Source organism: Mucilaginibacter sp. R-33, assembly GCF_049949235.1.
GTDB lineage: Bacteria > Bacteroidota > Bacteroidia > Sphingobacteriales > Sphingobacteriaceae > Mucilaginibacter.
The window spans coordinates 3,823,031-3,836,595 of record NZ_CP188089.1 but is presented as its reverse complement, the minus strand read 5'-3'; the positions used below and the strand labels follow the sequence as shown (position 1 = coordinate 3,836,595).

The window sequence follows — 13,565 nt, the reverse complement described above, 5'->3', positions numbered from 1 at the left end:
ATTGTAAATAAATAAGATTTTATTGGTAAAGATGAAAAAAAGTCATAGTATCGCTGTGCATAAATTATTTGTACGTGTGAAAAATTTTATATAAAACCACAATATGGCATAATAATTTAGGGTATTAATAGTTAATATTATACCATTTTTGTTTTACCAGTAATCCGTTTAATGAAGTTATCAGTTATCCTGCCCCTTCTGATCATGTCTTCGCTCGAGTCGGCTATAGCACAAAACGCTTATGTACGGCTCGGCCAGCAGGCACTCATGGATGGCGATTTCCGTTCGGCGGTGTCACACCTGGAAAAGGCGTGCATAACTGATTCAACAAATGCAAATGCTATGTGGATGCTGGGCTACTCATACTACCACAGCGATAACTACAAAAAATCGATACTGGCATATACCAAGGTAATTGCCGTAAAGCCGGCAGATGCTACTGCTTATTATTACAGGGCAAGGGCAAAAAGCTACCTGGGGAGAGATAGCCAGGCTTCGGCGGCGGACAAGGAGCTATACCTGTTGGGCGCTATTGTGGATCTTACAAAGGCCATCTCTATTAACAGCGATCTCAGGGATAACAAGTACTACCAAAACAGGGGCATAGCTTACCGTGACTACGGTATGTTTAAATTGCAGGCAACATCTCGTTTTTACGACAAAGCAAGGGGAATAAACTCGCTAAAAGCTTCAGTTGCCGATCTGGAAAAGGTACTGGCAGATAACCCGGGCCGCATGGACATTTCCGCACTGATCGATCAGTCAAAAGAGAAACTCATCCAGGCTACTACAGGGGTTAATACTTTAGTGAAGCAGCACTAAAATCCGGTTAAACTTTCTCTTTACCTTTTAGGCAAGGTTCCCTGCACCTTGTAATCGTTCCGGCCCATCAATTTCACGTGTTGCGTTTTTTGGATCAGGTAAAGTGAATCAGGAAAATAACTCAATTTTTCGTTGGTTTCGTACAGCAGGTTTTTGGTGTGGTTATAGATCAGGATCCACGACACTTTATCGCCGGCTTTTTTGATGATGATGCGGCGGGTTTTAAGCTCTGGTGTGCGGGCTTTATAAACAATAGCGCTATCACTTGTGCTAACCGTATAACTGTTTTTCCAGGCCGGGCGGTTAATGTCCGACTGGATAAACAAATTAAGCTCCTGGTTCCAGTTGCCAATATGTACTACTTTGGTTTCGGTAACGCCATTGTGGGTAACCGTTTTGTTTACCGCAGGGTTTAGCCTGGTAAGCCGTGCCGAATCGGCCCTGAAAAACTCTTTCAGGTCAAAGTAAACCAGTTTGGCACCGCTTTGCCTGTTATCGGGCCGGCAGGAATATAAATTTGCTATTAACAATAAAAAGCCGCCCATCAGGGCGGCTTTGCTTATGTTTTTTGGATTACACCAATACATTACCAGTCATTTCGGGAGGGATGGCAACACCTAATATACTTAATATGGTTGGCGCCACATCGCCCAGTTTTCCGTCTTTTACCTCTTTAACATCCTTGTCAATCACAATACATGGTACCAGGTTGGTGGTATGTGCTGTGTTTGGCGATCCGTCTTCGTTGATCATATAATCGGCATTACCATGGTCGGCCAGGATAATAAACGAATAGCCATTGGCTAAACCTGCTTCAACAACAGCTTTAGTGCAGCTATCGGCAGTTTCGGCTGCTTTAACCACCGCGCTAAAAACACCGGTATGGCCAACCATATCGGTATTGGCAAAGTTAAGGCAAACAAAATCAGGCCAGCCGGTTTCCAGTTCAGGGATAATAGCATCACGGATACCCGCGGCGCTCATCTCAGGCTGTAAATCGTAGGTAGCAACCTTTGGCGATGGTACTAATAACCTTTTTTCGTTGGCAAACTCTTTTTCCCTGCCGCCCGAAAAGAAGAAGGTTACGTGAGGGTATTTTTCGGTTTCGGCAATCCTGATCTGTGATTTACCTGCATTTTGCAGGATCTCGCCCAGGGTTTTGGTCAGATCTTCCTTATTGAAAACAACCTGAACATTCTTAAACGTTTCATCATATGGTGTCATGGTGATGTAACGGATAGCCAGCGGGTGCATGTTGTATTCGGGGAACGACTTTTGAGTTAGAGCGATACTGATCTCGCGGCCCCTGTCGGTCCGGAAGTTAAAGCAGATCACTACGTCGCCATCTTTAATAACGGCTAAAGGTTTTCCTGCGTCATCAACAGCAACTATCGGTTTTACAAATTCGTCGGTAACACCTTCAAGATAGGAGTGTTTGATGAGGTCGGTAACGTTTTGAGTTGGCGTGCCAATACCGTTTGCCATCAGGTCATAAGCCAGTTTAACACGTTCCCAACGGTTATCACGGTCCATAGCATAGTAACGGCCTATGGCAGAGGCTATTTTAGCGCCGGTACCTGCTATATGCTCTTCAAGTTCGGTAACAAATCCCAAACCCGATTTAGGATCGGTATCGCGGCCATCTAAAAAGGCATGGATATATACATTGTTAACGTCCAGCTGTTTGGCGGTGTCGCAAAGGCCTTTCACATGCCTGATGTGCGAGTGTACACCACCGTCAGATACTAAACCGATAAAGTGTACATCTTTATTGTTTTGTTTAGCGTATTCAAACGCATCTTTCAATACGGGGATAGTTGGCAGCTCATTGTCATCAACTGCCTTATGAATGCGGCCAAGTTCCTGGTAAACCACGCGGCCTGCACCAAGGTTCATGTGACCAACTTCCGAATTGCCCATTTGCCCGGCAGGTAAGCCTACTGCTGTTCCTGAGGCTTCAAGTTTTGAATTTGGATATTGCTTAAGCAGGCCATCAACAAAAGGAGTATTGGCAGCCAGTATAGCGTTTGATTGATCGTTGCGGCCATAACCCCAGCCATCAAGTATTATTAGTGCGAGTTTCTTTTTGTTTTCCACAATGCAAATATAAAGGCAACTGGGTACTTTATATATAATTTTTTAATTTAGGTTAGCAGCCTGAAATAAAACTTAAATTATACTGTTAGTGTTTATTATACAGTTTAATGAACATAGCTTTTTAGTTTATTAAAAAACAAGTAAACACTTAACCGCTCTTTGTAACTTTAGCACCCATTAGTACGTTATTATTGTATGAAATTAGTATACCTGCCGTCGTTTATTTTTTTGCTGCTGCTTCCATATGTCTCATCGGCAGATGCTATAGATAACGTGGCCAATCTTTTAAAAACAGGTAATACCAAAGAGCTTTCCAAGCTATTTGCCAATAACGTAGAGATCACCATTATGGAAGACGAGAATGTTTACTCGCAAAACCAGGCTACGGTTATACTGGATAAGTTCTTCGCCCGGAATAAGCCTAAAGGTATTAAGCTGTTACATAAAATAAATTCGGGGGGTAATTATCATTTCGGTGTTTATATTTTGAATACAGATAAGGGCGAATTTCGGGTTGCCATCACGCTCAAGGATGCAGGCAAAGGCACTAACGTTGTCGAATTAAAAATTGAAGACGAAAAGGTGAAATAATTAATTTGAAAATTTGAGGATTGGTTAATTTGAAAATGAATGTGTTTTGATATTATCAAATTTTCAAATCGGCACATTTTCAAATTCATTTTATCATACATCGCCGTCAAACCCCTCCATTTAAAAATTGTTGTTACTTTTGACACTCAAAAAGTACACAATTGGATAAAGAACTCATACACCAGTTTATAAATAATGCTTTAAGTGAGGATGTGGGCGATGGCGATCATACCTCGCTTTCAACCATCCCGGCCGACGCTACCGGCAAAGCAAAACTTTTAGTTAAGGACGAAGGAATACTGGCCGGTGTAGAGCTGGCTGCCGAAATATTTCATGTGGTTGATCCAAACCTTAAACTTAACGTGTTTTTGCAGGACGGAGCCCCGGTTAAATATAACGACATAGCTTTTGAGGTTGAGGGCAATTCGCGCAGCATTTTGACCGCCGAGCGTTTGGTACTAAATTGTATGCAGCGTATGTCGGGAATTGCTACAAAAACCAGGCAGATAGTTGATTTGCTGAAAGGGACTAATACTAAAGTTTTAGATACCCGCAAAACTACCCCGGGGCTTCGTTATCTCGAAAAATGGGCGGTACGCATAGGCGGAGGCGTAAACCACAGGTTTGGTTTGTATGATATGATCCTGATTAAGGATAACCATGTAGACTATGCCGGCGGGATAAGGCAAGCTATTGAAAGCGCTAACCAATATTTAACCGACAATGGAAAAAAACTTGCCATTGAAATTGAGGTGCGTAACCTTGATGAACTGGAGCAGGTTTTACAAACCGGCCGGGTTAACCGCATACTGCTTGATAATTTCAATTTTGATGACCTGCGGCAGGCTGTTGGTATAATACAAGGGCGTTATATTACCGAAGCTTCGGGCGGTATCACCATTGATAATATACGTGAATATGCCGATTGTGGGGTCGATTATATTTCTGTCGGGGCGCTTACTCATTCGGTTAAAAGCCTTGACCTTAGTCTGAAAGCCGTAAAATAGGGTAATTAAAATATCAAATAACACATTGTTAAACAAAGTTTAGTGGTAAAAGCGCTGTGATTAAAACGCTTTTACCGCTTCAATTTTGTAATATTGCAGGAGAATGATAACCGTTTACTCTGTTACAGCACTTATAATGGCTTATCTGTGCGGCTCAATACCTACGGCTGTTTGGATTGGTATGGCTTTTTACAATGTGGATGTACGCGAGTACGGAAGCGGTAATGCAGGTGCTACAAATACTTTTCGTGTGCTTGGTAAAAAGGCGGGCATCCCAGTGATGCTGCTTGATATATTTAAAGGCTGGGCAGCAACAAACTTCGCTTATTTCATTGGTGCATCTGCTACAGGTGCCATCAATTCAACCGCATACACCAATTATGAACTGGCCTTAGGCATAGCGGCAGTTATGGGCCACCTGTTCCCTATTTTTGCAGGTTTCAGGGGCGGCAAGGGCGTAGCAACTTTGTTTGGAATGATTTTGGCTATACATTTTCATGCTGCTTTATTATGTATAGTGGTTTTTATAACGGTGTTACTGATCTCAAAATATGTGTCGCTTAGCTCAATTGCGGCTGCCTTTACTTACCCTATAGGCGTTACATTTGTTTTTCCGACACCTATACGGTCTATAGTAATTTATGGCATGTGTATTTGCGTACTTGTGCTGGTAACCCACCAAAAAAACATTGAACGTTTAATAAGAGGCAAAGAATCGAAAGTTAATTTTTTTAAGAAGAAAACAACAGCTGCCTAATCACCATGAAAAAGTTTAAACCTTTATTAGTCCTGATAGCCATCATGGCTGTCTTTTCCTGTTCAACTGTGCCGCTAACCGGCCGTAAACAATTAAGCCTGGTTGGCGATGCCGAAGTGAACCAGTCGGCAGCGGCAAGCTATAAGCAACTGCTTTCCGACCCCAAAACCAAAGTGGTGGCCAGCGGTGCCGATGCGCAACGTGTTAAAACCATTGGTAACAGACTGGCTGTAGCCATTGAAAAATACCTCAAAGAAAACGGTTATGGCGATCAGTATAGCTTTAATTGGGAGTTTAACCTGATCCAGAGCAGTGAAGTTAATGCATGGTGTATGCCTGGCGGTAAAGTTGCGGTTTACAGCGGGTTATTACCTGTAGCCAATACCGATGCCTACCTTGCCGTAGTTATGGGCCACGAAATAGGTCACGCTATTGCCCGTCACTCAGCTGAGCGCATCTCGCAGGAGATGTTGGTACAAGGGGGCGGACAATTGGTAGGAGCGGCGACAAGCCAGCAGTCGCAGGCTACACAAACCGCCATAAGTACTTTATATGGTGTTGGAAGCCAGCTGAAACTGTTGGCGTATTCCCGTAAACAGGAATCAGAAGCCGACCGTTTAGGTTTAACCTTTATGGCTATGGCCGGTTATGACCCGCACAATGCCATTGCCTTTTGGCAACGTATGGCAGCCCAAAACAAAGGTGGGGCACCGCCTGAATTTTTAAGCACTCACCCTGCCGATGTTACGCGTATTGCCGATATCCAGAACCTCATACCCGAGGCTATGAAATACTATAAAAAATATTAATCATTTTAGTAGATCCCGCTCGTAAAAAAGGCGGGATTTTTCTTTTTATGGCTAAAAACGAATTTTTAAATGCCCAGTGGAAGAACCTTGTAATGCTCAATTACGAGGTTGATGCGGCAATATTAAAACCTTATACACCAGCAGGCACACTGCTCGACCTTTGGGAAGGAAAAGCGCTGGTAAGTATGGTTGGCTTCATGTTTTCGGATACCCGGGTACTGGGTATTAAATGGCCCGGGCATGTAAACTTTGAAGAAGTTAACCTGCGGTTTTACTTGCGATACTTTAATGGTACCGAATGGAAGCGCGGCGCTGTTTTTATAAGCGAAATAGTGCCTAAAAGCATGATTGCGCTCATTGCCAATAATCTTTATAAGGAACATTATCGCGCCTTGCCCATGCGGAGCTCTATTACCGCGACAACAGATAACCATACCCAGTTTTTATACGAATGGAAACTTAACGGGACCTGGAACAAGCTTGGCGCTACGGCAAGCGACACCCTGGTGGATATTAAGCCCGGCAGCCCGGAAGAGTTTATTTTAGAACACTACTGGGGATACAATGGTTTAAGCGAAATAAAGACAATGGAGTACCAGGTTGAGCATATTTCATGGCAAACAGGTTTGGTGCGCGACTATGTTTTTGATGCTGATGTTGCCGCACTCTATGGTGATGCATTTAAGCCATTTTTGGAAAAAGAGCCGGTTTCGGCCTTTTACGCGCTTGGGTCGGATATCGTGGTGAGAATGGGGGAGAAGATAGTGGTGGGGAAGTAAAGAGTTATGTGAAAGGGAGTGATGCTTCGAGTTTTTATGGTAAACTTATGGAAGTGAATTATTAAGCATGACGATCTGCCCCAGAGGGGCAAAAGGCTTGTAGAAAAAATAAATGCCCTTCCTTTTACAGCCCCAGAGGGGCTGAACAAAGCCAACAAGTTAATTATTGAGGCAATTTAAAGATATATTGTTCGTCAAATTCGATATTGAAATCATTTAGCATTTTCCTGTATTCGTCTAAAAATGTAATTTTTCGATGACGCTCTTGCTGGTTTGCTATGTAGTTTACCACCTTATCAATTTGTGACCTGCTATTACTAAAAGCTCCATATCCTTCCTGCCACTGAAATCCGCCATTGGCTAATTTTTGTTTATTAATCCATTCGGATGAGTCGCTTTTTATGATGCGCACAATTTCAGAAATAGATTGATTGGGATTTAATCCGATAAATAAATGTAGATGATCGGGCATGTTATTAATAGCTATTAATTTGTGCCCTTGGTTTTGAATAATCGAAGTTATGTACATTCTTAACCGCTCAGCCCAGGTATCTTCAATTAATGCCATACGATATTTTACGGCGAAAACGATGTGAATATATAACTGAGAATAAGTGTTATTACTTGCCATACGTTGTGATCAGGTTCGTTAAGTTGAGCACCTCTGGTGCTCTAATCAAATTTACATTATTTTTCTACAAACCTTTTGCCCCTCTGGAGCAGCCTGTCAATTTCTTCAATTTAAGTTAATGATATCGCTTGTAGCAGTAATCCGATCCGTTCCGAGTTAGCTGTGCTTTTAACCCTTATTAAAGCAACTATGATTAAATAATCCCCTCCCATCACCACCCAGTCAAAAAAAATAATCACTTCATTAATAATCACGTTGTTTGCTATTTTTGCCACCCATACAATTTTTGATACATGGCAAATTACAGCAGCCGCATTGCGCATTTGAAAAACGCGATCCAGCCTTTACGCGATCGGCTTATCAGCCACGAGCTTTATAAAAATATTACATCGCTTGATGAGCTTACTGTTTTTATGGAGCATCATGTGTTTGCTGTTTGGGATTTTATGTCGTTGTTAAAAGCTTTGCAGCAAAAGCTTACCTGCACTGTTACCCCCTGGATGCCTACAGGCAATGCCAATACCCGTTACCTCATCAATGAAATTGTTGCCGGCGAGGAAAGCGATATCGATGAGCAGGGAAACCGTGCAAGCCATTTCGAACTTTATCTGCGTGCCATGCAGCAGGCTGGTAGCCAAGCCGAAGGGATCAACAACCTGTTTAATGAATTAAACTTCGGTAAGCATATTGATGAAGCGCTGATCATTGCCAATATTCCTGTTGCCGCCCGCAATTTTGTGCAGCACACCTTTGATGTTATCGATACCAATAAAGATCATCTGCAAGCTGCAGTATTCACCTTTGGCCGCGAAGACCTGATTCCGGATATGTTTGTAAGCATAGTAAAAGAGCTGAGCCAACAATTGCCGGGTAAGGTTGATATATTGTTATACTATCTTGAGCGCCATATAGAAGTTGACGGCGACCATCATTCCCAACTGGCCTATCAAATGACTGCCGAACTTTGCGGCGATGATGACAGCAAATGGGCCGAAGCGACTGTTGCTGTTAAAGAAGCATTACAGGCGCGCATTGCACTTTGGGATGGGATTTTGGAAGCGATTAAAGTACAGGAAATAAGTTCCCTTTAACCATATACCGATAGAAAAGGTTATTTCGACAGCGCATGGTTGGGGATTTTTCTTTCGCCTCCTAACGCCCGTTCTTGTCCCAGCTCTATCGGTTTGCTATCGTAGTATACAAAAACACCGCCGATTCTCCCAATATTACCTGGTCGCCTTCGCTTAGGGGGTGGCCAATTTGAGTGGAATTGAGTTTGATCATTTTGCCATCGGCCGCGATATGGATCTTGGTTTTATTGCGCGGGGGCACGCCGCCTTCATCGGCAAAGATCATGAAGCGCTCGCTTTCGCCGTCCCATTCAATATGGGCATGCTGCCTGCTGATGTATTTATTACTTTCGTCCCTGCTCTCTCCCGGAAAAACAAATTGATTTAGCCTGAACGATCCATTTTCGGTAACGGACTTTTTATCCCTCCCGATGTAGAGTTTGGGGTCAGTAGCTTTGATCAGGTATTCTTCTTTTTCGGCCTCACCGCTCAGGATGCGTAAATAGGCTGTAAAGGAAGCTGCATTGTGTGCAACCTGCTTGCGGGTATTCATGATAAAGGCGGCGTCCAGATCAGGGATCCTTTTTGCTTCCGCCGGGAGTTCTTCCGTGAACTCAACGTCCAGCGTCCAGTCGGGGGGCAAATTGATGTCAAAGTCGTCGGCTATTTTTTGAACCTCGTTTTTGAACAGCGCTTTATCATGTACATAAACTGCCCCTTCGTAAATAGGCTTATCCTCGGCATCGGCAACTATAAAAAGCTTCAGCTCTTTGATATGGCCGCCTTCTCCACCTTCTATCTTTTGTAGCGATTCTTTAATGAAACGTAATATAGCCTCACGTAAGCTTTTTACATCCCAGGGTTGTTTTTCGCCGCTTCTTTTAAATAAACTAAATGCCATTTGCTCTTCCTTTCTGCTTAAACACTATTCTTCGGTAGTGGTTTCCGTTTCCATGCTTTTTATATAACCTTTTTTCAGCAGGAAAGGGATCACATGATTGCCGGCCAGGTGTACCGCGTCTGATGATCCGCGGGTTGATTCTATCCGGATACAAACCACCATATAGCCACTGCCTTTTTCTTTTGGTGCAAAGAAAACATACCAGCCATCGTTAACGCTCTGGTTCCTTACAATACGTTCCGGCGTACCGGTTTTGCCCGCTACCTTGATGCCTAATATAGGCGTTTTAGGCGCACTTTGCTCAATCATATATTGTTTTAACAAAGCAGCATAACGCGGATCTTCGGCCAGCTTGATACTGCTTTTTACAGCCACTGTTGAATCGGCAATTTTTAGCGCGTACCTGTTGGGCAGTAACATACCGTCATTAGCCACGCCCGATACCAGCCTTGCTACCGCCGCAGGGGTAGCAATCAGCTCGCCCTGCCCCCAAGCCATACCCGAAATACCTTTAGCCCTTGTTTTATGGATATTGTTAGGATCGTACCGTGGTTTGGTATTAAATTCGGTTTTACGCCATAAGGTGCGCCATTTATCTTCCTGGGTGGCATTTAATACCGGTTTATTATAATAGTAACCGCCTACGCCATGCAAAAACATCCCTGTTTTAAGGTACAATGTTGCCATGTACTCTTCCAGGTGTTCCTGGTTGGCCAGTTTGATAAAATACACGTTGTTTGATTTGGCGATGGCGCGCTCCATGGTGATCATCCCGGTTTCGTCCGGTTCGATGCCCTTGGTACGGATCCGCTCCTGGGTGCTTACATGATATTGTATTTCAGATGCAGCGATACCTAATTTATTAAATGCCGACATCGCCGTTAAAACTTTAGCCGTTGAACCAGGTTGACTGGCATAGGTAAAACCCAGATCGGTAGTGGTTAACCAGGTAGCCAGTTTATTCTGATCGGCCAGTGGCATAGTCAGCTGGTCCCAGTTGTGCACAGGAGGCAGCGGGTATTGTGCCGATGTAAGCACATCGCCCGTGTTGGATTCCACGATAACTACCGAAACCCTGTTATCATACAGCGAAGTATCGGAAGCGATAGATTGCTGAATACTGGTTTGCAGATCGGCATCCATGGTAAGCTTTACATCGCGGTTTTTGTTTTTGAAAGCCTCGACTTCAGGGCCGTTGATATCACTTACCAGCAGGTTGGCCAAAGCGCTGTAGTCTTTTTTAGCTACGGTCATTTCTTTCATTCCGCGGGGCAAAAACCTGTCTTCCTGGTAACGTGATGCCTTCACATTATAATTGGTGATGGGCATATGAAACCCGCGAAGCTCGGCGGCATGTTCATACTCGGCAAAATAACCGTTGGTGCTGCCATTAAATACCCCGGTGTTTTGATCGCCCGTCCAAAAAAACATTTGTTCTTCAAAAGGATAAAACCTGTCCAGGCGTTTGTGCATAGCCGAATCCAGGTCATAATGCAGCATGCCCGAAGCGCTTAATTTGTTCTTTTGTTTTTCGATAAGCTCGGGTTTGCTGGTAGCCAGGATAAGGCCGTTACGGTCATATATAGTACCGGCCTGCAACCTGTTCATTAATATAGCGATACGCGGGTTGTAGCTAAACATCCGCAGACCGCTTTTATCGGCAACCAAAGCAGGCTTTACAACCCATTGCTTATTATCTGTTGTGTAGCGCGATACATTCACCACCAATAATACCACTCCGGCAAGCGCGGCTGCCAATGCAGGCACCAGGTTTTTATCCTGCTGTTTGGTGATATAATCCATTTGCACTGCTGTGCCCCTTACTGATGAGACCGACAGCAGGAAGCCCGCAGCCAGCAGATTTATTACCAATGATGAGCCGCCATAACTTTCAAAAGGAAGGGAAACGCCGGATAATGGCAATGCCCCGATAGAGCCGCCCGCAATCAGCAAAAACTGCACAAAGGTACATACCCCGATACCTGCACTTAGGTAAAACAGTAGGGGCATCCCCGTTTGCCTGCCTATGATGATGGAGCGGTGCAGGTACAACAAAAACAAGATGAACACCGCGGCCATGCCAGCCCAGCCAAACTCTTCGCCGATGGATGGCAATATCATATCGGTATGTGCTTCGGGGATAGTTTTGGCAAAGCCCTGCCCAACACCTTGTCCGCTTACCCCTCCACTGGCCATGGCCCAAAGTCCGTTAGCTACCTGGTCGCCGCCGTAAACCTCATTATTCCAGGCGTCCTGCCAAATGGCCTTACGCTCAACCAAACGCTCCACCGGTCCGGGGATAATTTTATCGAGACCGGGGATTTTATCGATGGTTAAAAAAGCAGTGATCACCACGAGCGCCATAATGGCCGATTCACTCAACCTCCTCCGCCTGAAAAATACTACGCTCCCAAGCGAAAAAAATGTGATGCCGGCGCTAAGCCATATATTATCAAAAAACCAGGTAGTGAGCACAAATAGCACCACAAAGCCCGCCATATACAAGAAATCGCCCCGTGAAAAAGAGAACAGGATGATGAACGTAAAACAAATCACCATGGCCGGCCCCAGATCGCCCAAAACCAAAAACAGCAGCAGGGTGATGATGGTAGCGATAAGCGCGAATGAAAAGAACGACCAGCGCTTGCTCCAACTGGCGTATTGACTGATGAATTTTTCGTTGGTGGCAAAAAAACCCGCAAGGAAAATAACAATGAGGTATTTTACAATTTCGCTTGGCTGAAAACCCAGCAGGTTAACTTTTACACCGCTACCCTCGGGGCCGGTACCAAACAAGATGGTTGAAAACAGGATGCCCATAGCAACAATAGCCCATGGCCAGCCGTTGGCGGCGCTCCTGCTCCATTTAAAAACAAGCAGCCGGTAAAAGCCCGAGTCGGGGTTAAGACGGCGAAGGTTAAACAGCTGAATGATGCAGATCCCGGCCATGCCGATGCCCAAATAAACAAGCGTATCTTTAGCCAGGAACCTATCGCGCAGTGGGTCTTGCAGGCTTAAAAGCGTAAGGAATGAGATACCGGTAAGCATCATGATCAGGGGTAAAATGATCTGATCGGCATTGGGATACCGGGCGCTGAGTAACAGGTGTACGATGATAAAGCTTGCAAAAAAGCTTCCGGCTATGATCCAGTACCACATGTTAAACTCCTCCTGGTAGCGCACAATAAAAGCGCCTTCTTTTTTCAGGATGTTAAAGTCGCGGGTAGAGAGCAGCTTGATGCTATGGGGTGCCTGGCTAAATTTAAAACTTACATCTTTGTCCAGCTCGTCAACGCCCTGCGAGCGGCCAAACTCAAAACCAGGCTGCATGGGCAATACCGAAAATGCTTTGCCGGTTGGCAATTTGGCAAATACAAACCGCCCCTGTTCATCGGTACGGGCAAAGGCGGTTAATGACTGTAGTACCTTCTTTTTCTGATCGTTAAGTACATACAGCTTTTTGTATGATGAGGCATTTTCCGAATAAGAGGTTTTAGCCCCGGTCTCCTCATCGCTGAAAATGCTGTCGCGGGGCAAAATCATGGTGAGCTTTACCAGTACACCGGGTACTGGTTCGCCTTTGTGGGCTATTGTACCTTTAATGCTGTATTCGCCAAGGTTGAGATCGGTTTGAGCGCCTAAAGCAGGAGGGTTTTTCAATTCCTGTTCAAAGCGGATGGAATCATCGCCGGTATAACCTAAAAGCGTACGGGAGGTAAGTACGCGTTTCTTGAAAGTTTCACCGCCTTTTTCAAAGGCCTCGTCGGCATTTACGTAGTATTTACGTTTGTTAAGCTCGCCGGTATTATCAACCAGGTCGCCGGTTGTTTTACGCGATGCTATTACCGATTCAATGTAATCAACATCCTTCGGATCATCGAAATAATAACCCTTTTTAAGCAGCGCCTTTACGTTTTGAGCGGTATTGGGCGAGTTAAGGTTTACGATCGTACCATCCTTCAGGCGCTTATCAACATCAGTGAACTTAAGTTGCAATACGCTATAGAGCTTCAAAAATAAAACGGCCAGCAATATGCCTGTAAGCAACAGGAACAGCCGTTCCATTCTCCTGCCGGGTACTTTGGGATTTTCCTGGGCCAT

General features: G+C 44.5%; 12 protein-coding genes. 7 read left to right on the top strand and 5 right to left on the bottom strand.

Features of this window, described 5'->3' with window-relative positions; genetic code table 11:
• Nucleotides 1-171 precede the first annotated feature (171 nt).
• Nucleotides 172-822, top strand: a complete 651-nt coding sequence (locus ACP26M_RS15820; RefSeq protein ID WP_090531867.1) for a tetratricopeptide repeat protein — start codon at nt 172-174, stop codon at nt 820-822.
• Nucleotides 823-842: 20 nt separating this feature from the next.
• On the opposite strand, the gene ACP26M_RS15815 is transcribed toward ACP26M_RS15820, so the two are convergent.
• Together ACP26M_RS15815 and gpmI are read right to left on the bottom strand one after the other, a co-directional pair.
• On the bottom strand, nt 843-1,409 hold the full coding sequence (locus ACP26M_RS15815; RefSeq protein WP_426581326.1) for a hypothetical protein: 567 nt from the start codon (nt 1,407-1,409) through the stop codon (nt 843-845).
• Nucleotides 1,396-2,919 (bottom strand): 2,3-bisphosphoglycerate-independent phosphoglycerate mutase, encoded by a 1,524-nt coding sequence (gene gpmI, locus ACP26M_RS15810; RefSeq protein WP_426581324.1) that lies wholly within the window; start codon nt 2,917-2,919, stop codon nt 1,396-1,398. The genes ACP26M_RS15815 and gpmI overlap by 14 nt, the downstream gene beginning before the upstream one ends.
• A 195-nt stretch (nt 2,920-3,114) precedes the next feature.
• Between gpmI and ACP26M_RS15805 the strand changes: the two genes are divergently transcribed.
• The 5 genes from ACP26M_RS15805 to ACP26M_RS15785 all read left to right on the top strand — a co-directional run bounded on the left by ACP26M_RS15805 (nt 3,115) and on the right by ACP26M_RS15785 (nt 6,862).
• Nucleotides 3,115-3,510: a DUF4783 domain-containing protein gene (locus ACP26M_RS15805; RefSeq protein ID WP_426581322.1), complete on the top strand. Its 396-nt coding sequence runs from the start codon at nt 3,115-3,117 to the stop codon at nt 3,508-3,510.
• 161 nt (nt 3,511-3,671) lie between these two features.
• A complete protein-coding gene (gene nadC, locus ACP26M_RS15800; protein ID WP_413322579.1) occupies nt 3,672-4,517 on the top strand; it encodes a carboxylating nicotinate-nucleotide diphosphorylase in 846 nt (281 codons plus the stop codon).
• Nucleotides 4,518-4,620: 103 nt separating this feature from the next.
• Nucleotides 4,621-5,274 (top strand): glycerol-3-phosphate 1-O-acyltransferase PlsY, encoded by a 654-nt coding sequence (gene plsY, locus ACP26M_RS15795; protein WP_090531854.1) that lies wholly within the window; start codon nt 4,621-4,623, stop codon nt 5,272-5,274.
• A 5-nt stretch (nt 5,275-5,279) separates the two neighbouring features.
• Nucleotides 5,280-6,083 carry a M48 family metallopeptidase gene (locus ACP26M_RS15790; RefSeq protein ID WP_426581319.1) on the top strand — a complete coding sequence of 268 codons (804 nt, stop codon included), beginning with the start codon at nt 5,280-5,282 and terminating at the stop codon, nt 6,081-6,083.
• A gap of 47 nt (nt 6,084-6,130) precedes the next feature.
• Entirely contained in the window at nt 6,131-6,862 is a 732-nt protein-coding gene (locus ACP26M_RS15785; RefSeq protein WP_426581317.1) for a YqjF family protein, read from the top strand.
• Between the two features lie 163 nt (nt 6,863-7,025).
• Here ACP26M_RS15785 and tnpA read toward each other — a convergent pair whose 3' ends face one another.
• The gene (gene tnpA / locus ACP26M_RS15780) at nt 7,026-7,493 is read right to left on the bottom strand and encodes an IS200/IS605 family transposase (protein ID WP_426581315.1); all 468 of its coding nucleotides are present in this window, start codon (nt 7,491-7,493) and stop codon (nt 7,026-7,028) included.
• Between the two features lie 293 nt (nt 7,494-7,786).
• Between tnpA and ACP26M_RS15775 the strand changes: the two genes are divergently transcribed.
• Nucleotides 7,787-8,584 carry a DUF3050 domain-containing protein gene (locus ACP26M_RS15775; RefSeq protein ID WP_426581313.1) on the top strand — a complete coding sequence of 266 codons (798 nt, stop codon included), beginning with the start codon at nt 7,787-7,789 and terminating at the stop codon, nt 8,582-8,584.
• 85 nt (nt 8,585-8,669) lie between these two features.
• Here the strand turns inward: ACP26M_RS15775 and ACP26M_RS15770 are convergent, their stop codons facing one another.
• Nucleotides 8,670-9,464, bottom strand: a complete 795-nt coding sequence (locus tag ACP26M_RS15770; protein ID WP_112654774.1) for an FHA domain-containing protein — start codon at nt 9,462-9,464, stop codon at nt 8,670-8,672.
• A 24-nt stretch (nt 9,465-9,488) separates the two neighbouring features.
• Nucleotides 9,489-13,565: an FtsW/RodA/SpoVE family cell cycle protein gene (locus ACP26M_RS15765; RefSeq protein WP_426581311.1), complete on the bottom strand. Its 4,077-nt coding sequence runs from the start codon at nt 13,563-13,565 to the stop codon at nt 9,489-9,491.

What these genes read in the sequence shown, in the direction of transcription:
- ACP26M_RS15820 (WP_090531867.1), top strand. Translation starts at nt 172, where the DNA reads ATGAAGTTATCAGTTATCCTGCCCCTTCTGATCATGTCTTCGCTCGAG.
- ACP26M_RS15815 (WP_426581326.1), bottom strand. Translation starts at nt 1,409, where the DNA reads ATGTATTGGTGTAATCCAAAAAACATAAGCAAAGCCGCCCTGATGGGC.
- ACP26M_RS15805 (WP_426581322.1), top strand. Translation starts at nt 3,115, where the DNA reads ATGAAATTAGTATACCTGCCGTCGTTTATTTTTTTGCTGCTGCTTCCA.
- plsY (WP_090531854.1), top strand. Translation starts at nt 4,621, where the DNA reads ATGATAACCGTTTACTCTGTTACAGCACTTATAATGGCTTATCTGTGC.
- ACP26M_RS15790 (WP_426581319.1), top strand. Translation starts at nt 5,280, where the DNA reads ATGAAAAAGTTTAAACCTTTATTAGTCCTGATAGCCATCATGGCTGTC.
- ACP26M_RS15785 (WP_426581317.1), top strand. Translation starts at nt 6,131, where the DNA reads ATGGCTAAAAACGAATTTTTAAATGCCCAGTGGAAGAACCTTGTAATG.
- tnpA (WP_426581315.1), bottom strand. Translation starts at nt 7,493, where the DNA reads ATGGCAAGTAATAACACTTATTCTCAGTTATATATTCACATCGTTTTC.
- ACP26M_RS15775 (WP_426581313.1), top strand. Translation starts at nt 7,787, where the DNA reads ATGGCAAATTACAGCAGCCGCATTGCGCATTTGAAAAACGCGATCCAG.
- ACP26M_RS15770 (WP_112654774.1), bottom strand. Translation starts at nt 9,464, where the DNA reads ATGGCATTTAGTTTATTTAAAAGAAGCGGCGAAAAACAACCCTGGGAT.
- ACP26M_RS15765 (WP_426581311.1), bottom strand. Translation starts at nt 13,565, where the DNA reads ATGGCCCAGGAAAATCCCAAAGTACCCGGCAGGAGAATGGAACGGCTG.